The sequence below is a fragment of the Longispora albida DSM 44784 genome, assembly GCF_000379825.1.
In the GTDB taxonomy this organism is placed as follows: Bacteria; Actinomycetota; Actinomycetes; order Mycobacteriales; family Micromonosporaceae; genus Longispora; species Longispora albida.
Map to the genome: position 1 here is coordinate 27,662 of NZ_KB903819.1, position 25,858 is coordinate 53,519.

Genomic DNA, 25,858 nt, shown 5'->3' on the forward strand with positions numbered 1-25,858 from the left:
CGTTGGAAACATGGCTGGCCCGGCCGAGACTTCACGCCATGCAGATCTCCACCGGGAACGGCCAGCGGGCGGTCACCGTCGCGCTGACCGCACTCGCCCCGGCGGCGTGGGGCACCACCTACGCCGTCACCACCGAGTTACTGCCGCCCGGGCACCCGCTCTTCGCCGGCCTCATGCGCGCCCTGCCCGCCGGGCTCGTCGCGCTGGCCATCACCCGCGCTCTCCCGCGCGGCGAGTGGTGGTGGAAGTCGGCCGTCCTCGGAGTGCTCAACATCGGCGCGCTCTTCCCGCTGCTGTTCCTGGCGGCCGAGCGCCTGCCCGGCGGCGTCGCGGCCACGCTCACCGCCGCCCAGCCACTGCTGGTCGCCGGCCTGGCCACAGTGGTGCTCCGGGATCGCCCGACGGCGTGGCGGTGGGTGTGGGCGGTGCTGGGCATGGCCGGCGTCGGCATGGTCGTCCTCGGACCCAACGCGCGGCTGGACCTGGCCGGGGTGCTGGCCGCGCTCGGCGGCACGGCGAGCATGGCCGCCGGGGTGGTGCTCACCAAGCGCTGGGGCCGCCCGCCGGGAGCCGGCCCGATGACCCTGGCCGGCTGGCAGCTCACGGCCGGCGGGCTGGTCCTGCTGCCGCTCGCGCTCCTGGCCGAGGGAGTGCCGCCCCGGATCGACGCCGAGGCGGTGGCCGGATACCTGTGGCTCGGCAGCATGGGCGGGCTGATCGCCTACACGCTGTGGTTCCGGGGCATCGGGAAGCTGCCGGTCGGAGCTTCGGCGCCGCTGGTGCTGCTGTCGCCGCTCGTGGCCACCGCCGCCGGTACCGCGCTGGGCGAGTCGCTGAGCCTCGGGCAGTCGTCCGGCTTCGTCCTCGCTCTGGCGGCCATGCTCGCCGCCCAGCTCAACCCGCCAATCTCAACAAGGAGCAGGGAATCATGAAGATCGCTGTACTGGGTGCCACCGGAATGGTCGGCAGCCGGGTCACCGCCGAGGCCGGCACGCGCGGGCACGAGGTGCTCGCGCTGGCACGGAAGCCCGAGATCGCAGCGCCGGGCGTGACGCCGGTCCCGGTCGACGCCGCCGATCACTCCGCGCTGCGGGAGGTCCTGACAGGTGCTGCCGACGCGGTGGTGCTGACCGTTCGCACGTTCCCGGCCGATGAGAGATTCCTGGTGGGTACCACGCGGGCGGTGCTGGACATCGCCGCGCGGTCCGGCATGCGCGTGCTCGTGGTCGGCGGCGCGGGAGCCCTGCGGAGCCCGGGCGAGCCGGGGCTGCTGGTCGCCGACAACCCCGGGTACGTGCCGGCCTCGCTGCGGGCGGTCGCCGCCGCCGGGGTCGCCCAGCTCCGGGCCTGCGAGGAACACCCGCACGGCGAGTGGGTCTACCTGAGCCCGCCAGCCCTCCTCGAACCGGGCGAGCGCACCGGCAGGTACCAGCGCGGCACGCACACCATGCTCGCCGACCCGGCAGGCCGGCCCTGGATCAGCGCCGAGGACCTGGCCGTCGCCGTGCTCGACGAGCTGGAGAACCCGGGCCGGGACCCGCACATCACCGTGGCGCACCAGCCAGCATGACCAGCCCGTCGGCGAGGCCACCCCGCCAGCAGGCCATGTCGTGCCCGCCCTCGTACTCGCCATAGTGGACAGTCGCGCCGTGCGCGAGCAGGGTGGCGTGCAGCTCGCGGACGGTGCCGAGGAGTTCGCCCTCGCGGTTGCCCGCTTCGAGGAAGAACGGGGTGGCCGGGGCCGCGTCGCGGTACCGGTCCAGGATGTCCCGGCCGGTCAGGCCGCCGTCCGAACCCGGCCACCACAGGGCTGCGGACTGGACGATGACACCGGCGAAGCGGCCGGGGTACTGGCTGGCGAGATGGGTGACGCCGATCCCGCCGAGGCTCTGGCCAGCCAGGTACACCGGGCCGGAGCCGGCCACCTCCGCCACGTGCGGCAGGAGCCGGTCGAGCACGAACGGGTCGAGCACCTCGGGCTTGGTGAGCCGGGCCCAGCGGGACGGGCCCCGGCCGGACTCCACCAGGAAGACGGCCAGCGGCGGTATCCGGCCCTCGGCGACCAGGTTGTCCACAGTGGCCGCGAGGTCCACGCCTAGCCAGAACGCGCCGTCGAAGACGATCAGGGCCGGGTACGTCCCGCCAGCGCGGTACCCGGCCGGCAAGTAGCGGTGGACGACCTCGCCCGCGAGTTCGTGCCGGTCGAGAGTCCCGGCCGGGACGCCGGGGCGGCGGTCCCGCCACGGCTGGGGCGGGGCGTCCGGGAGTTCGAGGATCGAGGCCGGGCCGGCGTTACCGAAGATGTTCCCGGCTGCCAGGACGAGCGGGGCTGACGGGTCCGGCACGCCCGCCGCGCAGATGGCCGTCCAGCGTTCCGGGGCCGGGCTGGCCTCGGCGGGGCCGTCGGTCACCGGGCAGATCTGGTACGACGTGCGCAGGCCGGCCGGGAGCGCGAGCCGGAGCGCCCAGCCGTCCGGGCCGCGCTCCATCCAGTAGGGACCGAGGTCGCCGGCCTCGTACGCCTCGTCGGTTTCCGCGGTCAGCCGGAGCAGGACGGCCTCGGCGGCACCGGCCCAGGCGAAGTCGGTATCGATCAGCATGGTGACCTCCTCGTGAGACGGCTATGTTCGTAGCATGAAACAAGCTGTCTCATCCAGGAGCGCGCTGCTCGACACCGCCATCGCTCTCCTGCACGAGCGGGGCTGGTCCGCACTGAATCTGGAGTCCATCGCCGAGCGGGCAGGCGTCTCCCGGGCCACGGTGTGGCGAGCGGGCCTGACCAGGTCAGCCGTCGAGCGGATCCTCCGGGAGCAGCTCGCCGCCGACTACCGCGAGCTGATGTGGGTCCCGCTGACCGGCCCTGGCCCCGGCGACCAGCGGCTCACCGCCGCGCTGCTGGCGCTGTGCGCGGTCGCCGAGCGGAACCTGCCGCTGCTCGCGCACACCGAGACCGCGTTCCACGGCCCGGACCTGGACGCGGCCGGGATCCAGCTCGACTACTTCGGGCCGTGGCTGCGCATCCTGGAGCTGGCCGCCGCCGACGGCAGCCTGCCGATGCCCGAGGATCCGTACACCTTCATCGGCACGCTCAGCAATGCCGTCCTGCTGACGTACGTGCACCTCCGGGCCTACCACGCCCAGCCAGGCGACACGGCGGAGCACACGGCCCGCCAGGTCGTGAACCTGCTCGCGAACGGCTACCTGCCGCGTTAAACCGCCGGCCCCAGGCTGGGGCCCGTGACATGCTGCCAGCGTCGGGAACCGGGCCCTTCCTGGATGTCTGCATCCCGGACGATGGCCCGTTCACTCCCAAGCCCCAACCGGGGGCGGTACCGTGGCCGGTCCCGCTCCGGCTGCTCGGCCATGTCCAGGCATCGGGCGACATCGTGGGTGACCCGCTACCTCAGGTCGCCGGGGATCTCAGCCTGTCCAGTCAGGTCAGGCCGTCACGAGGCCGTGCGATCGCAGCCATGCCTGGTAGTCGGGGCGACGGCTGGCGTAGGCCCAGTAGGCCTCCTCCGCGAGGCGCGCTATGGGGCCGAATATCGCGGCTAGGTGACTGTCGCGCCGGCAGGCAAGCAGGTGCCGCATGCTGAGCGGGTCCCCTTGGAGAGGTTTGACGACAACGCCGTCGCCGCTGGGAAAAACTGCCTGGCAAGGCGATACGGCCCTGCGGGTGGCCACTATCTCGCGGACGGGAACCGCGTCTGACACGGAGTACTTCACGTGCGGGAAGAACCCTGCCTGCTGGCAGGCGGTGTAGAAGTAGTCTGGCCACCCGGCGCCGTCGGCTGGCGTGATCGCCCATGACTCGGTGGCCAGGTCAGCGAGGCTTACCTCGTCCTCACCCGCGAGGCGGTGCTGATCGGACATCGCCACGAAAAGCGGCTCGGTGGCGATCTCCTGTACGACGATCTCCGCGGGGACGTGCAGCGTGAAACCTGGATAGTCGACCAGCGCGGCGGCGTCGAGCCGGCCGGTGAGCATGAGTTCCCAGAGCACCTGTGGCGAGTATTCGGTGTGAAGCCGGACGTCTGACTCCGGGAGCAGATCGCTCAGGCGGTCAGCCAGTCCAACCGAGACGGCTCCCACGATGCCACCCAGGCACACGGCAGGCCGTTCGCCTGGCAGGTGCCGTGCGGCTCCGTAGCGCAGCTCCTGTACTGCCAGGAGGATGCCTCGTGCCCGGGTGAGGAGGAACTGTCCCAGCGGTGTGGGTGTCACGCCATGCCGGTCACGGGCGAAGATCTGCCCGCCGAGTTCACGTTCGACTCGCTGGAGCTGTGCGGTCAGCGCGGGCTGGGTGACGCCGAGGACGGCCGCCGCCTTCGTGACACTTCCCGCGTCGGCGATCGCGCACACGGAATGCAGATGCCTCAGCTCGAGCTCCATCGCCAAAGGGTAGGGCACCATCCGCATGCCGTGAAGCGGCAAGCCAGGGCGGGCACCTGGCTGGTCTGCCTGTGCCCGCCCGGACAGAGGAACCCGTTATGGGGTGGTATAGGCCAGGGTATACGCACCCGATCCGGACACGGCCTGGATCAGGAAGATGTAGTAACCGGAGGTCCCTTGGTAGCTCAGCGTCTCGTCCGGCCCTGTGGTGGTGCCGCTGGCCACGGTCTGCCAGGCCGACCCGCTCCACTTTTGCAGGTACACGTTGAGGTTCGTGCCCGGTGGACCGTCCAGGCAGGCGCGGTGCTGGCCCGCCGCTGTGGCGTAGTAGTAGGTGCCGTCCGGCTGGTAGGCAGATCCGCCGGCGGCCAGTGATCCGGTGCGTGCCGAGGCGTAGCCGGCACAGGCCTGGGTGCCGCCGCTGATCTTCGAGCCGATGGCGCGGTCCATCACGTCGAGGCCGATGCTGTTGAACGGTTTACCGAGGCTGCGCATCAGCGAGTCCTGCGATGGCCGGTAGATACCGTGCTCGTGGTAGTACCCGCCCTGGAACGCGCCGATCACCCCGCCGTCCGGTGTGGGCCTGCCCAGGTATGCACCCCACTTCGAGCCGCTCGGGCTCCTGGTCACGTTGGGTTCGGCGGGCTCAGCACCACCGTATGTGGTGCCGGTCTTGAAGTACTCGTCGGCCAGGCCGCCGACCGAGTGGCCTAGCTCGTGTATCGCGATCTGCCCGGACGAGGCGTTGGCCCCGGACGCGGTGGAAAGACTCGGATACCCTGCGCCGCCGTACTTGCCGGAGTTACCGATCGCGACGATGGCGTCGACGGCCGGCGCCTGTGCCGCGTACTGCTGTGCCTTGGCCTCGTTGAGACACAGCAGGTGCTCGGTCCCGCCGCACCAGAAGTACATGTCCAGCGCGGTGCTGCGGGCCGCCCCTTGAGTGGGATCATTGTCCACTCCAGACTGTGCCGAGATGACTTCCACCAGCCACACGTTCACGTAGCTGCGGTACTTGCTCCAGGGGGCGGTCGCGGCGATCTCGTTCCACTTCGCCTGCGCATGCTGCCGGTAGGTGCCCAGTTCGGATGCGGTGTAGCCGTCACCGACGAAGACCAGGTCGAACCGGGAGTCCACAGATCCGGTGTCCTGCAGCGCCGACACGTTAGCCGTCGCGGCGGCGGCGAGATCGCGTGACCGCACGGCTGCCGGGCGTTCGGCCGGCAGGTACATCTCGGTGATAGTGCCGTTGGGGAGAAACACCTCGCGCCAGACTCGTTCCTCACCTCGTGGCACGGCATGAGCCGAGGAGGTTGCCAGGACGGCGGTGACCATGGCCGCGATGGCCACAGTCAGGCGCGTGATGATGGGGCCTTGTCGCATGAAGACTCCCTTGCCAGTTCGAGGGGTACCTGAGCCGCCTGGCATGTGGATCGGGCACAGCCAGGGGTTCAGGTTTGCGGAACACAGTGCCGCCTGCCTGCGGCTGCGCGGTAATCACGGGGGTACATCACTGCCGGGTAATGGCGGTTTCACATGCGCGCCATTCCGGCAGTAACTGGCGCAAATGGGGAGGCAGAGAGGCCAGCCCCTCGCGTCCGACTTCAGCCAGGACGGGCCGGCTATCTCTGTGACGTGTGGCCGCAAGCAGGCGCGCCATGGGGTGTGCAGTCAGCGAAAACGCCGCCGTCCAGGCGGGCGTACACGTGCACGCCATCACTGCACAGATGCTCTGGCTCGGATCCCTGCAGCGCAAGGAGCACGTAGGTAGCCGATATCGCGGTCACGTCACGGATCTCGGCTATCTGGAACAGCGAGCGGGTTTCAGCAATGGCCTCGCTCTCACCAGCCCTCAGCACCACCCGCACCCCTGGTGCAACCGCTAGCGCCGCCACAGCGACAGCGATGTTGCCGAGTTCGTCGGAGCCCACGGCCGCGATCGCGGTAGCACGACGCAGCCGCAGGCGCCGGAGCACCTGGCGATCGCTGCCATGCGCTACCAGCACAGGAATGCGGCTCAGCTTGGCGATGCGAAGATTGTCCGCAGCCGGATCGCGCTCCACGGCGACGACATTGACACCAAGCCGCTTCAGCGCGATACACAGACGCAGCCCCACCTGCCCAAGACCGACCACCACCACATGGCCGTCGACGGGTGGTGTCCGATAGCCGACGAGACCGAAAGGCCGGCCGTTCATCGCACGGTGCACAACCCCCGCGGTGAAGACGCCAGTAAAGATGATGGTCGCCAGCATGGAGAAAGCGGCAAACATCCGGTACGCCGCAGAAGCGCCCGGGTCTTCGGCCGGGCCGACGGTCGCGACAACCCGGGCAGCCTCGTAGAAGGCCCCGGCTGCGTCCCGGTGGTGTCCGCAGTAAAGCCACAGCCAGTCCGCTGACAGAAGTGATGTGATGCCTGTCAGTCCCACGAGAAGCATGCGAGACCCGTTGTCGTGCGGCCGGAGCTGCCCCCGGATGCGGCCCAGACGGGAACGCCACCGCATGCGTGGCGACAAGGAATGAGGTGTGACGGCATGACCGTCCTCAGCCTGCCGTATGGCCCGCGAGCCGCTTGCGGTGGACCAGAGTGCGAGGAGACCGGAATCCAGGCATGCCGCGGCCAGGCTGGGCGCGGCGACGTCAGCAGGCGAGGCGATGACACATTCCGGCATCACGCGCCGAAGCTGGTCGGCAACGGTGCGGTCGAACAGTGATACGACAAGGCGGGTGCGAGGAAGCATATGGGCGACCGTCAGCGCATAGCGAAGACAGGCGACGTCGTCGTGGACCAGGACGGCCACCGCGGATATCGGATTGCTCGTAGCGGCCCGGAGTTCGTCCTCAGCCGGGTCCGAAAGGTGAACGACATCATGGCCGAGACCGGTCAGGCTGTCGCACACGCGTTTCGCCACCACCGTTGTGCCGATGACCACGTAGCGCCCAGCCTTGCCGTGATACCCCTCGGTACGCATGTGCTAGCTCCTCAGAAACCGTTGCGGGCGTAAGCATCAGCTCACGGAGCCAGGCTGCGTTCGCCGGCGTTCCGCCGGAAGATCACAACCTCACATAACTCTGGAGTTTCCGGCGCCGCCGACCCGCGCGGCGCAGCGATCCATGCGCTTTCAAGTTCTGTGTCATCGCCGGCCGCTACGGCGAGTGGGAGGCATGGGGCTGCGGCAGCTACCGCATCTCGTCAGGCTGGTACAGCGGAGCTTGGATCAACGATCTGCCGGGCACGTACGACCGGGTCGCGATGTACGGCTCGAGCGGCACGAAGATCTACACGACTCCGCACTCACCGTCCGCAGACAGTGACGCCGACGGGGGGCCGGTCTACCGGGTCCAGGTCTGCAAGCCGTGGAGTCAAACGCGTAGGGGCGGCCACCGTGGCGGCCCCTACGTTTCCGGTTGGCGATCTGGTCGCTGGGTTCAGCAACGACGGCGATGATGCCTAACCGGCGAAGCGTTGTCCGGTTGGCTCGTGACGAGTAGGCCTTGTCGGCGGTCACCGGCACGGGTCGCTGACGCGGCCGGCCACCGTCGAGCTTGGCGACCCGGACCTGATCGAGCAGGGCCGCCAACTGCCGGGTATCAGACGCGCCTGGCCCGGCGTGATGAGACTGGTCAGCGACCGGCCCCTCCCGTCGGCGAGGGTATGGACCTTCGTTGGTCAACCCGCCTTTGGACCGCCCGATGCCCTGCCATGCCTGAGAATCGGCGGCACTCAGCCCCTTTTGCGGGCTCCCGCCGCATGCTGATGCGCCTTCACGCCCGGAGCCCACCCGCACACATAGAACCGGGCCAGGAGCGGCCGGGCCGGCACCCGCGCCGATCGGCTCCGGCGCGGCGGCCCGTGCCGCCGATCCCTTCTCCCCGTGGTGGGCAGACACGCATTCACACAAGAACTCTGAACCCTGACGCGGGCTCCGGCGATGCCGGACATCCCCGGACATCCTCAGCCACCCCCGGCCACCGGTTACCGATCTTGGCGAGGGATACTCGCGGGCGACGGGGAGGCACACTGTGGACACTGTGCGTGCACTGCTGGATGAACTCGCTCGCTGGAGGGTGCGGGCGGCGCGCGGCACGGGTAAGACCCGGGTCTCGTTGCGGGACCTGGCTGCGGCGACCGGTGTACCCCGCAGCACCCTGTCGGGCTACCTGTCCGGCGAGACTCTCATGCCTGCGGACGTACTCGACGCGGTCGTGCTGGCACTGGGTGCCTCCGCCGAGGACTGCCGGCGGTGGGCGACCGCTTGGGAGAAGGCCGCCGTAGCGTCACTGGCCCAACCACCGGCCACTCCGGAGGCAGAGGGCAGCGCGCATCCGGTACCCGTCCCGCGGCAGCTTCCCCCTCGTACCGCTGACTTCGTCGGCCGAGACGACGCCCTTGACGCCCTGGAGCGGCTGGGTTCTGGGGCCGGACTTCTGATGATCACCGGAGCCGCGGGGGCCGGCAAGACCGCGCTGGCCGTCGAGTGGTCCCACCGTGTCCGGCCTGCGTTCCCCGATGGTCAGCTCTACATCAACCTGCACGGCTACTCCTCCGTCCCCGCTGTGTGTCCCGAGGCGGCGCTGGCCGCGTTCTTCCGCGCACTCGGCGTACCCGCCGACCGCGTCCCCGGCGACCTTGAGGCCTCTGTCATGCTCTACCGCACCGTGCTCGCTGACCGGCGGGTTCTGGTCGTGCTCGACAACGCGTGTTCCGCCGATCAGGTCCGGCCGTTGCTACCCGGCTCACCCGGCAGCCTGGCTCTCGTCACGAGCCGGAACACCCTCACCGGCCTGATCGCCCGCGACGGCGCACGGCGTCTGTCTCTAGGCCCGCTTCCGCCCGGCCGGGCCGCCGCCCTCCTGAACCAGATCATCGGAGCCCGCGCGAACCCGGCCGATATGGAGCCCCTGGCCGAGGCGTGCGGCCGGCTGCCGCTGGCCCTGCGCATCGCCGCCGCCAGCCTCCTCGACCGGCCCCATATGACGGCCGAGGGCTACGCGGAACTTCTCCGTGGCGCTGACGCGCTCAACGTCCTGGAGATCGACGGCGATCCGTCCAGTTCCGTACGCGCCGCCTTCGCCCTGTCCTACCAGGCACTACCCGCAGAAGCCGCGCGGATGTTCCGGCTGACAGGCCTGGTCCCCGGATCAGACTTCACCGCTGAGGCCGCCGGCTCGCTCGCCGAGGTCGACGCCGCCGAGACCCGCCGGACCCTTGCCCTGCTGTGCGCCGCGCATCTTCTGGAGCGGAGCGGACCGGACCGGTACTCGATGCACGATCTTCTGCGCCACTACGCCGCAGAACTGTGCGGTTCCGTGGAAGCCGAGGAGGCACTCGCCAGACTGTATGACTGGTATCTGCGCCGGACCTCCCTCGCCAACCACCATGCCTTCCCCGACACCCTCGGCCTCACCGACCCACCGGACACCGCCGACGCCCCTGACCGTGAGACGGCGCTCGCCTGGTTCGAGGCCGAACTTGTCAACCTCATCGACGCGGCACAACGCGCCTACGAACGACACCACTACTCCGCCGGCTGGCTGCTCACTGACCACCTCGTCAGCTACCTGCACACAGGCGGCCACTACACCCACTGGGACAGAGTCACACGTCTCGGGCTCTCGGCCGCCATCCAGGACGCGAGCCCGAGGGCGCTGGCGATCGCGTATTTTCACCGCGGCATGTTCCACAACTTCAGCGGCAGGCCAGACGAAGCCGAGAAGCACTACCGGCTGGCCATGCCACCAGCCGCACAGTGGGGGCACCCCCGCGTCCGGGCCAGCCTCGCCTCGTTCCTCTGTATCGTCCTCATGAGGCAGGGCAAGGCAGCCGAGGCCGAACGCCACCTCCACGAAGGTCTCGCCATGAGCGAAACCCACCGCGACCCGATCAGCCTGGCCAGGGCACACATCGCCCTGGGTGTCTTCTACACCCGCGTGGGGCGAACGCGCGATCTGCACCACCACCTGCGACGCAGCATCAGCATCCTCGGCGACACCGGCAACCCTCTGGCCGGGCAGGCACACGGAGTGTATGCCTGGGCACTGTCCACTATCGGCGACCACGAAGGTGCGCTGACCATCGCGGCGAGAGCACTCGACCTCGCAGCAGACATCCCCAACCACCAGCTCCGCCGTGTTGCGCTGACCATCCGGGCACTGGCGTACTGCGAACTGGGCCGTCACGGCGAGGCACGCCGCGACCTCGCCCAGGCACGAGCCCTCTCGGACCGGATAGGCGATCCGATCGGCCATCCCGCCGTCCTGCACGTCCAGGCACGAATCGACCTGCTCAACGGCAACGTCGACGACGCGCGGCGGGTATGTGAAGAAGGCATCGCCCACTCGGGCACAACGGCGGAAAACCCGGAGATGGCACCGCTGCGACTCACCCTCGCTGCGGCCTACCGCCACCTCGGCTGGATTCCCCAGGCTCGGGCGAAGATCGACCAGGTACTCACCGTCACGACCGGTGGCCGGGACCCCGTCGCCGAACACCAGGCCAGAGCCGAACTCGCTCTTCTCCTGGCCTCCGAAGGCCAACCGGCCCAAGCCGCGACCCAAGCCCTGAAAGTCCTCACGTTCTGCCACGACACCGGCTGCCGCATCGGCGACGCGGCACGCCTGGCGCACCTTGCCGGGGCCCGATGAGGTGCGCCACGCACCAGTCCGCAGTGCCCGGCGGGGCTCCCAGGTACGGGCGAACAGACCTGGTCGCCGAGCCCGGAACTGGCAACTGGCCGAAGGCCCAGCACCAACGGGCTGTTCGGCCGGGCTCCGGGAGTAAGGCCCCGGAGCCCGGTACCGGTCAGGGTTACCCGACCTCGATCACCGAGTAGTCGGAGCCGTTGATGATGTTGCGGGCGTAGGTGGTGATCCGTTCCGAGTACACGATGGAGGTTTTCTGGAACCAGAGCGGGATGATCGGCATCTCCTCCAGGACCAGGTCCTCGGCCGCCTGGTAGTGCCGGACGGTCTCGGCCTCCGCCGGGGCCGCGTCGGCGGCCGCGAGCAGCGCGTCGAAGTCCGGGTTGTCGTAGAACTGCTGGTTGGCCGAGCCGCCCCGGGCGAAGATCGGCCGGAGGTAGCTGTCGGCCCAGGCGTAGTCCGGTGCCCAGGCCCGGCGGAACAAGCCCTGGTACTCCGCCTGCTTGGCCTGCTCGAAGTAGTCGGCGAAGGCCCGGCTGACGTCCAGCTCGGTCTCGATCCCGAGGTGCTCGGTGATCTGCTGGCCGACCAGTTCCAGCCACGGCTCGTGGCCGCCGCCCACGTTGGCGTGCAGGACGAGCTTCCCGCCCGGCCAGCCGCCCGCCTCGGCCAGCAGCTCCCGCGCCCGCTCCGGGTCGAACGTGCAGTAGCCGGTGAGGTCCGGGCGGTACCCGAGGAAGTTGGGGCTGATCACGCCGCGGGCCGGCAGGTACTGGCCCTCGTAGACCCGCTCGATGATCTCTTCCCGGTTGATCGCCAGCGACAGGGCCTGCCGGACCCGCTTGTCCCGGAACCGCTCGTCGTAGAGCGGGACGCCGAGGTAGCTGTAGCTGTTGCTCGCCTGCTCGAAGATCCGGCCGGCGAAGTCGCGGCGGGCGGCGACGTAGCTCTCGGCTGGGATGTTGTCCATCAGGTCGTGCTCGCCGTCGACCAGCGCGGCGTACCCGGCTTCCAGGGACGGGTACAGCGTGAAGACCAGCCGGTCGGCCTTCGCCGGCTCGCCGCCCCAGCCGTCGTGCCGGACGAGGGCGATCTCGCACTTGTGCTCCCAGCTGACGATCTGGTACGGGCCGTTGCCGATGGGCGCCTCGCGGTAGAGGTCGAAGTCGGCCAGGCACACCGAGGCCATCGGGAAGAACGCCGAGTAGCCGACGAGCGCGCGGAAGCCGGGGAACGGGCCGGTCAGCGTGACCTCGAAGCCCAGCTCGCCGGTCACCCGCAGGCCGGACATCTCCGTCGCGGCCGGCTCTGAGCCCTGGAGGTCAGCGAAGCCAGCGATCCGCTCGAAGAAGCCAGCGTTGGCGAACTCGCGCGGGCCGTACGCCGCGAAGTTCCAGGCGTCCACGAAGGACCTGGCCGTCACCGGCTCGCCGTTGCTGAACGCGAAGCCGGGTTTGAGCACGATCTGCCAGACCGTGTTGTCGGCCGAGGTGATCGACTCGGCGATCAGGTTGACCGGCGCCCCGCTGTCCGGATCGAAGGACACCAGGCCGGCGAAGAGCTGCCGGATGACGATGATGCCGTTCTGGTCACCGCACTCGGCAGGCATGATGCCGGTCGGCTCGAAGTTATAGATCCGCAGCTCAGACATGCTGAAGTTCCTCCACAATACAGCGCCCTGCGGGTGGTTTGATCTTCTGGTCTCGATCTCAGGCGGGGTGGCCCGCTGAGAGCGCCGAGGCGAAGGCGGGACAACGCGCGCATCGGCGCTCTCAGCGGGCCGGCACTGCCTACGGAACGGTGTAGGGCGCGCCGACGATCCAGCCGCCGGGGCGCGGGCCCGTCGGGCAGCCGGCGACCAGCTCGACCGGGTCGCCGACCCGGATCGTGCCCTCTTCCGCGACCCAGCTGTCGAGGGCGAAGCGGCCCTCGTACTGCCGGTTCAGCATGCGCAGCACGTCGAGGTCCTGGTCGGTGGTGTCCGGGTCCAGTGTGGTCACGACGCACCGGGCGCGCAGCTTGAGCATCCCGATCAGCGCGCCGCCGGCCCGCAGGGCCAGGCCCGGCCAGTCGCGTTCGGCCAGGCCGGGTACGCCGCCGATCACGATGTTCGGCCGCAGCCGCCGGTAGTCGTAGCCGAAGGCCGTGAGCGCGCCGTCGGTGGCCACCAGGAGCGGCAGCACGTCGAAGCGCTCGTGCCCGTCGTACTCGACGGCCTCGGCGTCGGGGCCGGCCACCGCCCGGATCTCCTTGGTGGTGACCGGGTCGTCCCAGGGCCTGCCGTTGATCAGGGCCTTGCCGTCCGGGCCGGTGGTCGCGGCGAGGCCGAGCATGCCGTACCTGGTCCGGGCGGTGAGCGGGCCGTAGCTGCCCCGGACGTGGATCAGCCGGTCGCCGGCCACGCCGTTCGTGGTCAGCACGGCCTCCTCGAGCTGCTCGCCGCGCATCGACTTGACGGGGTAGCGCCACAGTTCCTTGATGTACATGCCGGTCATCAGGACGCGGCCTCCGCTTCCTTGGCGGCCGGCGGGAGTTCCCGGAGGCGGCTGACCGGCGAGACGAGCAGGCCGATCACGACCGCAGCTGAGCCGGCCGCGGCCCAGACCAGCGCGGGCTTCGCGCCGATCCCGCCGGCCAGGAGCCCGGCGAACAGGCCGCCGAGCGAGCCGCCGCCGAACAGCATCGTGCGGAACGCCGCGCTCATCCGGCCCATCAGCGAGGGCGGGGTGCAGGTCTGGCGGAGGCTGACCATGACGACGCCGGCCACGCCGAGACCCAGGTAGCTGATGAAGAAGGACAGGACGAAGAAGGCCGACCGGACGAGCGTGCCGCCCTGGGCGAACACGATCAGCAGCGGGCTGAGGAAGATCATCGACATCGAGACCAGGTACACCGGGCCGATCGGGAAGCGGTCGATCACCTTACGGGAGATCGTCGCGCCGACCAGGCCGCCGATCGAGGCAGCCGAGAAGATCACGCCGATGATGGTCGCGTTCAGCTTGAGGTCCTTGGCCGCGTACAGCAGGAACATCGTCCACACGGTGACCAGGGAGAAGTTGCAGAACGGCGCGACGATCGCCAGGGGGCGCAGGATCGGGTGCTTGAAGACGAAGCCCACACCCTCCTTCAGCTCCCGGCCGAGGTGCCGCTCCACAGTGGAGGGCTTCGGCGCGGCCTCGGGCTTGCGGATCAGCAGGAGGCTGACCAGCGAGGCGAGGTAGCTGAAGGCGTCGACGACCAGGGCTACCGGCGCGGTGAGCAGGCTGACCAGGCCGCCGGCCAGGCCGGGGCCGACCACGTCGGCGGACGAGGAGGAGATGCCCATCTTCGAGCTGGCCTCCACGTACTGCCGCGGCTCCTTCACCACGGTGGTCACATAGGACATCCAGCTCAGGTCGTACCAGACGGAGGCGATCCCGATCGCGCAGGCGATCACCAGCAGCGGGGCCATCGCGAGCATGTCGGCCCAGTACAGGATCGGCACGAGGGCGATGAGGACGAGCCGGGCGGCGTTGGCCGCGATCATGCCCGGCTTGCGGCGGACCCGGTCGATCCACACGCCGAAGATCAGGGCCAGGCCCAGGTAGGGCGCGAGCTGGAGGAACCGGAGCAGTCCGACCTGCTCCTCCGTCGCGTTGAAGGCGAGGATCGCGGTCAGCGGCAGGGCGAGGCTGGTGACCTGGGTGCCATACAGCGACAGGGTCTCGCCGAACCAGAACTTGAGGAAGTCGCCGTTGCGCCACAGGCTCTCCGGCGGCGCCTCCTCCTCCGCCTTGACTGACTCCTGCCCAGTGGTCACAGTGTGGTCCCCTTCTCTGCCAAGGTCGCCCGGACGATCTCGCTGAGCTGGGTCAGCCCGCCGGACCAGATCGAGTGGTGGTCGGTGCCGGGAACGGTGCGCTCGGTCAGTTCCGGCGTCACCTTCTCCCAGCGCATGTACTGCCGTAACGACTCATCCCCGGCCATGATGTGCGTAACCGGTCCGGAGTATTCCTTAGTGAACTCGAAACCGAACAGCGCTGCAAGATGCGCACGGAACACTGTGTACCGTTCGCCGAGCAGTTCCGCGTCGAGCTCCTCCGGGAGGATCTCCGCTTCTTCGATGGCGGCGAAGACCTCGTCCGCTGTGGACAGCCCGTCGCGCGCGATGACCGCCTCGACCTCGGCCGCCGAGGTGCCGGCGATGCCCATCAGGTCCGCCATGAACCGGCGGATGATCTCCTTCTCGGCGGGCAGTTCCGCCACCCACGGCACGCCGGAGTCCACCATGATCAGACGGCGGACGCCGACGCCGGCCTCGGCGAGCTGCTGGGCGATCTCCACCGCCAGCACGCCGCCGAAGCTCCAGCCGAGCAGGTCGTAGCCGCCCTCCGGCCGGAACTCGCGGAGGATCGCCGCGTACTCGGCCGCCAGGCCCGGCACCGAGTCCGCCGGGGCACGCTCGTTGTCGAAGCCGGGGGCCTCGAAGGCGTACACCGGCTGGTCGTCGCCGAGGAGCTGGACGAGGCCCGTGTAGGAGTACGCGGAGCCGGAGACGGCGTGCAGGCAGAAGAGCGGGGGGCGGGTGCCTTCCTCGCGGAGGGGTACGAGCCGTTCGAGGTCAGCCATTCGCCTTCTCCTTGACGCGCTCATCGATGGCAACGGAGATCGCGGCGACCGTCGCGTTCCCGTACAAAAGACGGATATTGATCTTGATCTTGAAGGTCTTGTTGATCCGGCTGACCACCCGCATCGCCTGGAGCGAGTTGCCGCCCACGCCGAAGAAGTTGTCCTCGGCGGACACCCGCTCCAGCGACAGCACCTCGCCGAAGATCCCGGCGACCGTCGCCTCGGTCTCGGTGCGGGGCTCGACGAACTCCGCTCCGCCGCCGTCCTCGACGGGATCCGGCAGCGCCTTGCGGTTGATCTTCCAGCCGCCGCTCAGCGGGAACTCGTCGAGGAGCACCCACGCGGTCGGCACCATGTAGTCGGGCAGCAGCCCGGCCAGGTGGGCCCTGAGGCCGTCCACGCCGAGGTTCTCGCCGGTCGCGTAGCCGACCAGCCTGTTCTCGCCGTTGCGGTCGGGGCGGAGCAGCACGACCGCCCGGTCCACGTCCTCGTGGGCAGCCAGCGCCGCCTCGATCTCGCCCAGCTCGATCCGCAGGCCGCGCAGCTTGACCTGGTTGTCGACCCGGCCGACGAACTCGATCTGCGCGTCGGCGTTCCACCGGACCAGGTCGCCGCTGCGGTAGACCAGCCGGCCGTCGGCGAACGGGTCGGCGACGAACTTCTCCGCCGTGGCCTCGGGCAGGTTGAGGTAGCCGCGGGCCAGGCCGCCGGGCTCGCCGCCGATCAGCAGCTCGCCGGGCACGCCCTTCGGGACGAGGTTGCGGTGCTGGTCGACCACGTAGACGACCCGGTTGACGTGCGGGCGGCCGATCGGCGGCGAGGTCTCCCAGACCTTGTGGTCCACGAGGTACTCGGTGCAGGCGATGGCCGCCTCGGTCGGGCCGTACAGGTTGAGGTACTTGCGGCCGTCCAGGTTCCACTTGTTGACCAGCTCGGGCGGCAGCACCTCCGCCCCGCCCATCACGTACCTGAGGTCCGGGTAGGAGTCGGCGTCGATCACCGACTGGATGGCCGGCGGCAGGCCGGCGTAGGTGCAGCGCTGCTCACGGATCAGCGTGGCCAGCGACTCCGGCGACAGGGCCTCCTCCGGGGCGACGGCGATCACCGTCGCGCCCGCCGCCCACGCCGTCCACATCTCACCCTGCGACATGTCGAAGGTCAGCGCGGGCAGCTGGAGCATGCGGTCGGCCGAGGTCAGGCCGAAACTGCGGACATAGGCCTCGGCGAAGAAGGCCACGGCCCGATGTTCGATCATGACCCCCTTGGGCGTACCCGTGGAGCCCGAGGTGTACAGGATGTACGCCAGCGACTCGTTCGTCGCCCACTCCGCCAGCTCGCCGCCCTCGGCCTCGATCGCTTCCTGCTCGGTGTCGAGCAGCACCGCAGACCAGCCGCTCGACTCGGGCAGCACGTCCACGAACCCGGTCCGGGTGACCAGCAGCGAGGCCCCGGTGTCCCGGATCATCAGGTCGAGGCGGCTGGCCGGGTGCTTCGGGTCGAGCATCGCGTAGGCGCCGCCGGCCTTGAGGATGCCGAGCATGGTCACGTACGCGTCGAGGTCACGGTCGATGACGACCGCCACGACCTCGCCGTTCTTCAGGCCCCTCGCGCGCAGGTACCTGGCGAGCTGGCCGGCCCGCCGGTCGAACTCCGCGTACGTCAGCTCGGCGCCCTTGCACACGATCGCCACCGCGTCCGGCGTCTCGGCGGCCTGACCAGCGAGCCGGACGTGCAGCGGGTCCTGCGAGAACGGGACGACCTCGCCCGTACCGGCCGCGAGCAGCTCCGCCCGCTCCCCCGCCGTCAGCAGCGGGATCTCCGAGACCTTCAGCGCGGAGTTGGCGGTCACCGCCTCCAGCACCGTCTCGATGTGGCCGAGCATGGCCTCCACCCGCCACGCGTCGTACAGGTCGGAGGAGTACTCCACGCTGGCCTTGAGCGTGTCCCGGGTCTCGATGAAGTTCAGCGACATGTCGAAGCGGGACCGCACCGACGGCAGCAGCAGGTACTCCGGGTCGACGCCCGGCAGGAAGATGTTGTCCCCCGACGTGCCGCCGCCGAGCACCTGCACCGCGATCTGGAACAGCGGGTTGCGGCTCGGGTCGCGTGTGGTCTGCACCCGGTCGACGACCTGGTGGAAGGGGACCTCCTGGTGCTCGTACAGCTCCAGGCTCGCGTCGGCCGTCCGGTCGAGCAGCTCGGTGAACTCCGGGTCGCCCGACAGGTCGCAGCGCATCACGACCATGTTGGTGAACAGGCCGACCACGTCCTCCAGCTCCGGCTCGACCCGGCCCAGCATCGGCACGCCGAGCGGGAAGTCGTCCTGCCCGGAGTACCGCGCCAGCACGACGCTGAACGCCGCGGACAGCACCATGAACAGCGAGGCTCCGTGCTCCTCAGCGAGGGTGCGGGCCTTGGCAAGCAGGGCCTCAGGGTAGATCCGGATGGCGGTCGCGCCGTTCTGGTTGGCGGCGGTCTGCGGGCGCGGCCGGTCGGCGGGGATCTCCAGCACGGGCAGGCCGGCCAGCTTCTCCTGCCAGAAGGCCAGCTCCTCCTCCAGCGCCTCGCCCTGGAGCCGGTCGCGCTGCCAGCGCACGAACTCGGTGTAGCCCATCGCCTGCCCGGCCGGCTCGGGGTCCTCGCCGCCGAGCAGTGCACGGTAGGCGGCGGACAGCTCGTTGTTCATCACGGCGGACGACCAGCCATCTGTGGCGATGTGGTGGTAACCCTGGCAGAGAACATAGTCCTCTTCGGACAGTTTGAACAGGGTGAATCTGTACAGCGGGCCCTGTTCCAGGTCGAAGGGCTGGTAGGTCTGCTCGGAGATCGCCGCCTGCACGGCTTTCTCCTGCTCGTCCGGCCCGAGCGCGCTCAGGTCGACCTGCGGCAGGTCCACACTGGACGGTGCCGGGGCGATCACCTGGTACGGCGTGCCGTCCGCCGCGTGGATCGTCACGCGCAGCGACTCGTGCCGCCCGACGACGACGGTCAGCGCCCGCCGGATCAGGTCGGTGCGCACCTCGCCGCGCAGCCGCCACGCGAGCAGGATGTTGTACGTGGTCTCGCCGGGCGCGAGCTGGTCGAGGAACCAGAGCTGTTCCTGGCCGAAGGACAGCGGCACCCGCTCGTTCGTCATGGTCATCGCCTATACCCCTGTCGTCGTCTTGGCGGCCTGGCGCGGGATCCGGGCACCCGTGCCCCCGTGCAGTACCGTGTCGATCCGGGCCAGCCCCTCCGCGAGGACGGCCGGCGGGCGGGCGAAGCTGAGCCGGAAGCCGCCGGAGCCGCCGAGGGTCTCCCCCGGTACCAGCAGGACGCCGGTCTCCAGCACCCTGCGGCAGAAGTCGAGTGAGGTCTCGCCGGTGAGCAGGTGCACCCAGGCGAACGGCGTGCCCTCCGGCTCGACGAGGCCCAGCCGGGCGCCGTGCCCGTCCACCCAGTCGCCGAGCAGGCCGCGCCCGCCGGAGATCAGGTCCTGGTACCGCCGCACGTACCCCGAGCGCCGGGCCAGGATGTCCGAGGCGAGTTCCTCCGAGAGCACCGAGTTCGCGATCGTCGTGAGGTGCTTGCGCTCGGCGCAGGCCGCCATCAGCTCTGGCGGGCCGTACATCCAGCCGAGGCGCAGGCCAGCGTAGCCGTACACCTTGGACAGCCCGGAGACCGAGATCGCCCGGTCCGAGCGGGCGGCCAGCGAGCCCGACAGGTCCGTCTCGTACTCCTCGTCGAGCACCAGGTACGCGTCGAGGCGGGTCACGAGCTCCAGCAGCTCCGCGAGCGTCTGCTCCGGGATGCGGCGGCCGGTCGGGTTGCACGGCGTGTTGAGCACGATCAGCCGGTGGCCGATCCCGGCGGCGGCCCGGACGGCGTCCACGTCGATCGAGAAGTCGCCGTCGAGGTCGAGCACGTCCACCGCGCAGCCGAGCAGGTCGGGCACCAGCCACGACTGCTGCCAGCCGGGCCGGAACGTCATGACACGGTCGCCGGGGCGGAGGAGGACGTTGTAGAGCAGGTACAGGGCCTCCTGCGCGCCGTGCGCGACGACCACGTTGCCGGCCGGGCCGCCGTACAGCTCGCCGATCTGCGCGCGCAGCCCGGGGCCGCCCCGGTCGTAGCCGTAGCCGAGTTCCATGTCGGCGGGGACGGACAGCTCGGCCAGCGTGCCGCACCGGGCGTAGCTGTCGCCCAGGTCGATGTCGAACCGGCCGGCCGAGTCCTCGAAGAACCACTGCCGCATCGGGTAACCGATTTCCTTCACGATCCACCTCCGAGTGCCGAGCGCAGGGCTGGGGCGAGCTGGCCGGTGCACACCAGCGCCGTGACGCCGGTCATGCTGACCGCGCCGTCGGCCGCGATGCTGATCTCCAGCTCGCCGCCAGGCATCCGGACGGTCACCGTGTCCTCGATGAAACCGAGCGAGCGGGCGGCGGCGGCCGTGGCGCACGCGCACGCGCCGGAGGCCGGGGTGTAGCCGGCCCCGCGCTCGTAGACGAACAGGTCGATCGTGTGCCGGTCGGCGACCCGGGCGAAGGACACGTTGACCCGGGACGGGAACCGCTCGTGCCCGGCGATCAGCGGGCCAGCCTCGCGGGCGAGCGCCTCGGATGCCTCGTCGAGCAGGACCACCGCGTGCGGGTTGCCGTTGTGCAGCGCGGTCACCGTGTACTCGCTGCGGCCGGCCTTCAGCGGGAAGGCCAGGGCCTGGGTCACGCCGAGCACGCCGATGACGGCCGGGTCGTAGGACGGCACGCCCATGCCGATCCGGATCAGGCCACGCTCGCGGTCGAGGATGTCCACCGCGGACTCCCCGGCGACCGTGCGCAGGACGTAGTGGTCGCGGGGCTCGTAGTGCTCCGCGAGGTACAACGCGAACAGCCGCAGCCCGTTGGCGCTGCGCTCGCACTCGGTGCCGTCGGCGTTGAAGATCTGCACCGCGACCGGCTCGCCGGCCGTGACGCCGCCCAGCGGGCCGAACATCACGCCGTCGGCGCCGACGCCGAACCGCCGGTCACACAGCGCCCGCGCGGCCTCAGCCGTGCGCGGGACGGCGGCGCTGGCCGGGTCGATCAGGAGATAGTCGTTGCCCAGGGCCTGGTACTTGGCGAACTCTGCCATGTCCTCTCACCTCCCCACTCGTGGCAGTGGCCGGCCCCGGGACCGGGCCGGCCACTGCTGGTCAGCTACATCGCGGACTGTTCGCCAGCTGTCGCCAGTGCCGCGGCGTCGTGGTCGTCGCCGTACCACTTCTCCTTCCACCGGGAGAAGGCGACGATGAGGATGTCGCGGTTACCGGGCTGGCCGTCCAGCGGCAGCACGTCCGTGACGTCGTGGGCGATGGCCCGGTCGTCGAGCAGGACGGCCTGGCCGGGCAGGAGCGTGCCGTTCCAGAACGGCTCCGTCGCGTCCTTGCTCTCCCACAGCCGGGTCTCGCCGCCGGTCACGCTGTTGCGGGCCAGGATCGCGATCATCACGAGCTCGTGCCCGTCGTGGTGCACGCCCTCCGGCGTGAGCTGGCCGGGCTTCTCCGGGGTGGCCTTGGTCCGGTTCTGGTGGACGTTGATCTGCCAGTCCTCGGACTCGTCCAGCCCGAAGCCCGCGATACCGGCCCGGATGATCGGCCTGAAGTCCGCCTCCAGCGGGTCGTACTTGCGCTTGATGCCCCCGGCCACCTTGTTGAAGTGCGTGAAGGTGGTGTAGTCGCGGTGCTCCAGCAGCTCGAAGCCCCAGCCGGTGTCGGCGTCGTGGTGCAGCCGGTACTGGGAGAACCGCTTGTACCGGGTCAGGTTGCCCATGTACGGGTCCAGCGCGCAGTTGTCGTAGCTGGCCAGGACCTCTGGCGCGATCTCCGGCAGATCGATGATGGCGAAGTGCTGTTCGTTCAGCGGCATGGCGATCTCCTTTCCCTGGTAGTCAGCTGGCCGCGGCGGCCAGTGGCGTGTTGGCCAGGCGCTCGTCGAGGTGGCGGGCCGAGGAGTTCAGCCGCCACAGGGTGCCCCGGGCGATACCCCGGCGCATGTGGTCGTTGGTCGCCGCCGGCACCACGACGTTGTGGAACCATCCGGCGGCGTGCAGCGAGTCGATCTGGACGTGGAGCCGGTGGTACGTGATGCCGACGTCGGGCAGGCCGAGCCGCTCCCAGGCACGGATCACGTTGGTGAACCGGTCGGGCACCAGCCACTCGGTCATCCCGAGGAAGCCGACCGCCTCCGGGTACAGGTGCCGGTAGCGGCAGACCAGCAGCGCGAGGTTCCCGGCCAGCAGGTCGCTGGCGGTCATCGCGGCTTCCATCTCGTCCTCGGAGATCTCGAAGACCTCGTAGATCTTGTTGAAGAGGTAGGTGTGCACCTCTTCGGGCTTGCCGTTGCCCATCTCGTCCCAGAAGTTCTGGGCGATCTCCATCTTCGCCGCCCCGTCCGTGCCGACCTGCATCATCGCGAGCAGGTCGTCGAACCGGCCGTCGACCAGGGACTCCTGGATGACGTACGTCCGCAGGTCCTCGGCGCCGGCGTGGGCGCTGATGAAGTCCACGTAGTACGGGTGCTTGAACACCCGGTGGTCGCGGGCCATCGACTTGATCCAGGACAGGAACGCCTTGCCTTCCACCGGCGCGCCCTCCAGGGTGCCGGCCTCGATCCACCGGTCCTCGGCGGCGATGGTCGCCGACTCCAGCAGGCGGGTCACCTCATGGATGACGATCGAACCCTCGGCGGTCGGGGCCTCCGGGATGCGCATCGCCATCGCGTAAATGCGGGAAAGGAGAAGCTGCTGCTGGTAGAAAGCCTCCTCGTCGCCGGCCAGCGCCTTTTCGTTCATGGCGCTGACCGCCGATGCGATTCCGGCTCTGCCGTGGCCGTGCAAACGATCGACCTCGTCGGCGGGAAGACTCAGCCAGCCCGATATTTCGTTGACCAATGAAGCAAGGTCACTGGGCAGGTGGTGAACAGAAACAGACACAGTTGTACCCCCGGTGCTCGTCGAATGAATGGCGTGATCAATACGGCGACCACAGGCCGGATCAGCAAAACGTCCGGACCTGGCTGGCGCGGCTGGGCCGTGTCGCGTCAGGCGGCGGCGGAGTCCCCTTCTGTTACCGGATCATCGGAAAGCTGCCGGTTGGAGGGGCGGTAAGTCTTCAGCGGACAGTCACCTGCCCGACACTCGGATCACGGAGTAACAGTCACCGGAATAGGGCCGTAGGGAGCGGTTTCCTTGCCCCAGCCCGTGTCGGCGAGCGGGGCGTGGCTGCCGCCGCCGGGTGCGGTGGCGGCAATCGTGCCAGCCAGGGTCACCCCGAGCACCAGCATGGTCAGCACAGCAGCAAAACGCTTGCTCATCTTTGGCCTGTCTTCCCTTTTACGTCAATGGCGGATCTTTTCTTGTCCGCGCCGTCGTCGTCTGCAAATACCTTGCCCCGCAAGGGATCCGGGATCCAGTTCTTTGACCGGTCAGGAAAGTGCATGGCAGCAACGGGAGGGGAGACAAACCGGGCGGTTCCCATACCAGCCGGTCGGCACTGTCGTTGATCGCACTCGATATCCCGCTTGCGATCCACAGTGGACTCGCGGCCGTTACAGAACCCCGCCAGCCTATGATGAGACGTGCATCTCACGCAGTCCTATCTGGACACTCTGACGGCCCGCGGGCTCGACGCCGCGGCACTGCTGCCGGCTGACCGGATCCCGCCGATCCTGAGGGCCTTCTACCGCGAGCGCATGCTCGCCCGGCCCGTGTTCCTGAACCGCGCGGAGGTCAGCCAGCTGACAGCCGATCTCGCCGCCCTGCACGGCGCGCTGGCCGGGCTGCCGGAGGCTGTGGCAGGCGGGAGCATCGCCCGGCTCGCCCGGATGGCTGGCCTGACAGCACAGCAGGCGGAGTTCGCGGAGCGCAGCCAGGCCGGGCTGCCGCTGACCCGGTTCACCCGCGCGGACCTGTACGCGGACACCGGGGGCTTCAAACTGCTGGAGTACAACGTCGGCAGCACGATCGGGCTCATCGAGGCCAGCCTGCTCAACGACGCGCTGCTGCGGCACCCGGCGCTGGCGGAGTTCGCGGCGGAACGCGGGCTCGGGTACGTGGACATGATCGGCGAGAGCCTGGCGACGATGCGGCTGGAGTGCGGGCTGCCCGCCGGTTCCCGGCCGGTCGTGGCGCTGTGCGACTGGCCGGGTGAGTACCCGGCCAACGAGCCCGCCCTGCGGCTGTGCGGCGACCTGCACCGCGAGCGGTACGACGTCGACACCGTGGCCACGCACCTCGGCCGGCTGGAGTACCGGGGTGGCCGGGTCTGGGCCGAGGGCCGCCCCGTCGACGTCGTGTACCGGATCTTCATGCTCCAGCACGCCGTGCACCCCGAGGCCCGCGAGCTGATCGAGCCGCTGCTGGCCGCCGTGGAGCGGGGCGAGGTACGGATGTTCACGCCGATGGGCTGCCAGGTGTTCGGTTCCAAGGCCGCACTCGGGCTGCTGGCGGCGCAGGAGCACCCCCCGGCCACCCGGGAGAGCCTGGACCGGATCCTGCCGTGGACCCGGATCTGCCGGCCGGGCGAGGTCAGCATCGGCGGCGGCGAGACGGCGGAGCTGCTGGACTACGCGGTCGCGGCCCGCGAGGACCTCGTCCTCAAGCCGGCCCTGCTGCACGGCGGCCACGGCGTCGTACCCGGCTGGGAGACCACCCCGGAGGACTGGGCCAGCCGCGTGAAGGCCGGGGCCGACGGCACCTGGGTGCTCCAGCGCCGGGTACGCCCCCGGCCGGAGCTGATGCCCGCGCCCGGCGGGGGCATGGCGGACTACATCGTGAACTACGGCACCTTCACCATGCCGTCCGCTCCGGACGGGTACGGCGGGACAGCCGTCCGGGTCGCCCCGGTGGCGTCCGGAGTGTCGGTCGTGGGCATCTTCGCCGACCCCTCGGTACTGCTCGGCTGCACCATGCACGAGGTATCCGCCCCGTAGCGCGGAAAGGCTGGCGGCACGATGCCGCCAGCCTTTTCTTACGGCGTTAGCCGACGTGGTGCAGGTCGCCGTCCGTGCTGCCACCCGAGGCGGCCTTGATCAACCCGGCGTCATTTCCCGCGTTGGCTGAGGACGTGCCGGAGCCGTGGCCCGCGCCAGCGGCGAGCATTCCCATGGCGACCAGTGCGAAGACAGCGATGAACCGCCGCATGTGTACCCCCTCGTGTATGGAGGGGCCAACATATCCCGGCTACGCGTCCGCGCGCTGCCCCGCGATCCGGGCGGCGTGGGCGGCGAGGCCGTCGGCGCACTGCTGGATGAACCGGCCCAGGAACCACCGGTAGAACCAGCCGGTACCCGGAATCTTCGCCGTGAACGACGAGCGCCACCGGATCAGCGTGCCGCCATCGTCCAGTGGGGACAGTTCGACAGCCGCCCGGTACCCGCGCAGGGGCAGGCCGGACAGCAGCGCGTACCCGAGGCGGACGCCGGGCACCAGCTCGACGATCTCCTCGCGGCTGGTGACCGGCCAGGTCCGGAAGGCACGGATCGCCCCGATGCCCTCACGGGCGGACGCCCCGGGGCGTTCGAGCTCGAAGGAACCGATGCCGCTCCACTGTGGCCAGGTGGACCCGTCGGCCACGAGCGGGAAGACGACGTGCGGGCTGGCGGCCGACCGGGCCGTGGCGTCGATCCGGTGCACAGGACACTCCGATCCCTCGATGTACCACTCGGTACATGTACCATACGGTACATGGCAGACGCACGGCAACGGCTCCTCAGCGCGGCGATCGAGCACCTGGCGGCCAGCGGGATCAGCGACCTGAGCCTGCGGCAGCTCGCCGCGGCCCTCGGCACCAGCCACCGGATGCTGATCTACCACTTCGGTTCCAAGGAAGGCCTGCTCACCGAGGTCGTGCGCGCGGTGGAGCAGGGGCAGCGCGACGCGATGGCCGGCGCCGAACCGGACTTCGTGCGCGCCTGGGAACGGTTCGCCGACCCGGCGCTCTGGCCACACGAGCGGCTGTTCTTCGAGATCTACGGGCAGGCGCTCCAGGGCCGCCCCGGCACGACCGGCCTCCTGGACGGGGTCGTCACCTCGTGGCTCGACCAGGCCGAGGCCCAGGGCTTCGACCGGGCGGACGCGCGGCTCGCCGTCGCCGCCATGCGCGGCCTGCTGCTCGACCTGCTGGCGACCGGCGACCGGGCGGGGACGGACGCCGCCGCTGCCCGCTTCGGAGCCCTCGCCGGGCTGGTTACGCGAACGC

At 69.9% G+C, this 25,858-nt stretch carries 21 protein-coding genes and 1 pseudogene; 6 read left to right on the forward strand and 16 right to left on the reverse strand.

Features of this window, described 5'->3' with window-relative positions; all coding sequences use genetic code 11:
• Positions 1-38: 38 nt before the first annotated feature.
• Complete coding sequence (locus A3G1_RS0111715) at positions 39-932, forward strand: EamA family transporter (protein WP_018349660.1); 894 nt, start codon at positions 39-41, stop codon at positions 930-932.
• On the forward strand, positions 929-1,570 hold the full coding sequence (locus A3G1_RS0111720; protein WP_018349661.1) for an NAD(P)-dependent oxidoreductase: 642 nt from the start codon (positions 929-931) through the stop codon (positions 1,568-1,570). Before A3G1_RS0111715 ends, A3G1_RS0111720 begins: the two co-directional genes overlap by 4 nt.
• On the opposite strand, the gene A3G1_RS34395 is transcribed toward A3G1_RS0111720, so the two are convergent.
• On the reverse strand, positions 1,545-2,600 hold the full coding sequence (locus tag A3G1_RS34395; RefSeq protein WP_018349662.1) for an alpha/beta hydrolase: 1,056 nt from the start codon (positions 2,598-2,600) through the stop codon (positions 1,545-1,547). The two genes, A3G1_RS0111720 and A3G1_RS34395, sit on opposite strands and share 26 nt — an antisense overlap.
• A 34-nt stretch (positions 2,601-2,634) precedes the next feature.
• On the opposite strand from A3G1_RS34395, the gene A3G1_RS34400 reads away from it, so the two are divergent.
• Positions 2,635-3,213 carry a TetR/AcrR family transcriptional regulator gene (locus A3G1_RS34400; protein WP_018349663.1) on the forward strand — a complete coding sequence of 193 codons (579 nt, stop codon included), beginning with the start codon at positions 2,635-2,637 and terminating at the stop codon, positions 3,211-3,213.
• Between the two features lie 225 nt (positions 3,214-3,438).
• On the opposite strand, the gene A3G1_RS0111735 is transcribed toward A3G1_RS34400, so the two are convergent.
• The 3 genes from A3G1_RS0111735 to A3G1_RS34410 form a co-directional block, all read right to left on the reverse strand.
• Complete coding sequence (locus tag A3G1_RS0111735) at positions 3,439-4,392, reverse strand: LysR family transcriptional regulator (protein ID WP_040478169.1); 954 nt, start codon at positions 4,390-4,392, stop codon at positions 3,439-3,441.
• A gap of 96 nt (positions 4,393-4,488) precedes the next feature.
• Complete coding sequence (locus tag A3G1_RS34405) at positions 4,489-5,775, reverse strand: M64 family metallopeptidase (RefSeq protein WP_083936877.1); 1,287 nt, start codon at positions 5,773-5,775, stop codon at positions 4,489-4,491.
• Between the two features lie 239 nt (positions 5,776-6,014).
• Positions 6,015-7,364 (reverse strand): NAD-binding protein, encoded by a 1,350-nt coding sequence (locus A3G1_RS34410; RefSeq protein ID WP_018349666.1) that lies wholly within the window; start codon positions 7,362-7,364, stop codon positions 6,015-6,017.
• 1,051 nt (positions 7,365-8,415) lie between these two features.
• Here A3G1_RS34410 and A3G1_RS38445 point away from each other — a divergent pair.
• Entirely contained in the window at positions 8,416-11,037 is a 2,622-nt protein-coding gene (locus A3G1_RS38445; RefSeq protein ID WP_157641070.1) for an ATP-binding protein, read from the forward strand.
• Between the two features lie 163 nt (positions 11,038-11,200).
• On the opposite strand, the gene A3G1_RS34420 is transcribed toward A3G1_RS38445, so the two are convergent.
• From A3G1_RS34420 to A3G1_RS40485, 10 genes are all read right to left on the reverse strand, one after another.
• Positions 11,201-12,685: a peptide ABC transporter substrate-binding protein gene (locus A3G1_RS34420; protein WP_018349669.1), complete on the reverse strand. Its 1,485-nt coding sequence runs from the start codon at positions 12,683-12,685 to the stop codon at positions 11,201-11,203.
• A gap of 139 nt (positions 12,686-12,824) precedes the next feature.
• Positions 12,825-13,529 carry an MOSC domain-containing protein gene (locus tag A3G1_RS0111760; protein WP_018349670.1) on the reverse strand — a complete coding sequence of 235 codons (705 nt, stop codon included), beginning with the start codon at positions 13,527-13,529 and terminating at the stop codon, positions 12,825-12,827.
• Positions 13,529-14,833: an MFS transporter gene (locus tag A3G1_RS0111765; protein WP_018349671.1), complete on the reverse strand. Its 1,305-nt coding sequence runs from the start codon at positions 14,831-14,833 to the stop codon at positions 13,529-13,531. The genes A3G1_RS0111760 and A3G1_RS0111765 overlap by 1 nt, the downstream gene beginning before the upstream one ends.
• Positions 14,830-15,642 carry a thioesterase domain-containing protein gene (locus A3G1_RS0111770; protein WP_018349672.1) on the reverse strand — a complete coding sequence of 271 codons (813 nt, stop codon included), beginning with the start codon at positions 15,640-15,642 and terminating at the stop codon, positions 14,830-14,832. The genes A3G1_RS0111765 and A3G1_RS0111770 overlap by 4 nt, the downstream gene beginning before the upstream one ends.
• The gene (locus A3G1_RS0111775) at positions 15,635-18,784 is read right to left on the reverse strand and encodes a non-ribosomal peptide synthetase (protein ID WP_018349673.1); all 3,150 of its coding nucleotides are present in this window, start codon (positions 18,782-18,784) and stop codon (positions 15,635-15,637) included. The genes A3G1_RS0111770 and A3G1_RS0111775 overlap by 8 nt, the downstream gene beginning before the upstream one ends.
• A gap of 3 nt (positions 18,785-18,787) precedes the next feature.
• Positions 18,788-19,897 (reverse strand): pyridoxal phosphate-dependent aminotransferase, encoded by a 1,110-nt coding sequence (locus A3G1_RS0111780; protein ID WP_018349674.1) that lies wholly within the window; start codon positions 19,895-19,897, stop codon positions 18,788-18,790.
• Positions 19,894-20,754, reverse strand: a complete 861-nt coding sequence (gene dapF / locus A3G1_RS0111785; RefSeq protein ID WP_018349675.1) for a diaminopimelate epimerase — start codon at positions 20,752-20,754, stop codon at positions 19,894-19,896. The genes A3G1_RS0111780 and dapF overlap by 4 nt, the downstream gene beginning before the upstream one ends.
• A gap of 65 nt (positions 20,755-20,819) precedes the next feature.
• Complete coding sequence (locus A3G1_RS0111790; protein WP_018349676.1) at positions 20,820-21,527, reverse strand: 2OG-Fe dioxygenase family protein; 708 nt, start codon at positions 21,525-21,527, stop codon at positions 20,820-20,822.
• Between the two features lie 22 nt (positions 21,528-21,549).
• On the reverse strand, positions 21,550-22,452 hold the full coding sequence (locus tag A3G1_RS0111795) for an iron-containing redox enzyme family protein (protein ID WP_018349677.1): 903 nt from the start codon (positions 22,450-22,452) through the stop codon (positions 21,550-21,552).
• Between the two features lie 350 nt (positions 22,453-22,802).
• A complete protein-coding gene (locus A3G1_RS40485; protein ID WP_157641071.1) occupies positions 22,803-22,973 on the reverse strand; it encodes a hypothetical protein in 171 nt (56 codons plus the stop codon).
• 264 nt (positions 22,974-23,237) lie between these two features.
• Between A3G1_RS40485 and A3G1_RS34425 the strand changes: the two genes are divergently transcribed.
• Positions 23,238-24,590 (forward strand): hypothetical protein, encoded by a 1,353-nt coding sequence (locus tag A3G1_RS34425; protein WP_018349679.1) that lies wholly within the window; start codon positions 23,238-23,240, stop codon positions 24,588-24,590.
• A gap of 46 nt (positions 24,591-24,636) precedes the next feature.
• Here A3G1_RS34425 and A3G1_RS40490 read toward each other — a convergent pair whose 3' ends face one another.
• Together A3G1_RS40490 and A3G1_RS0111815 are read right to left on the reverse strand one after the other, a co-directional pair.
• Positions 24,637-24,801: a hypothetical protein gene (locus tag A3G1_RS40490; RefSeq protein ID WP_018349680.1), complete on the reverse strand. Its 165-nt coding sequence runs from the start codon at positions 24,799-24,801 to the stop codon at positions 24,637-24,639.
• A gap of 39 nt (positions 24,802-24,840) precedes the next feature.
• Complete coding sequence (locus tag A3G1_RS0111815) at positions 24,841-25,293, reverse strand: SRPBCC family protein (protein WP_018349681.1); 453 nt, start codon at positions 25,291-25,293, stop codon at positions 24,841-24,843.
• 51 nt (positions 25,294-25,344) lie between these two features.
• On the opposite strand from A3G1_RS0111815, the pseudogene A3G1_RS41740 reads away from it, so the two are divergent.
• Positions 25,345-25,494 (forward strand): annotated as a pseudogene (locus tag A3G1_RS41740) (TetR/AcrR family transcriptional regulator); the annotation flags it as partial.
• Between the last annotated feature and the right edge of the window lie 364 nt (positions 25,495-25,858).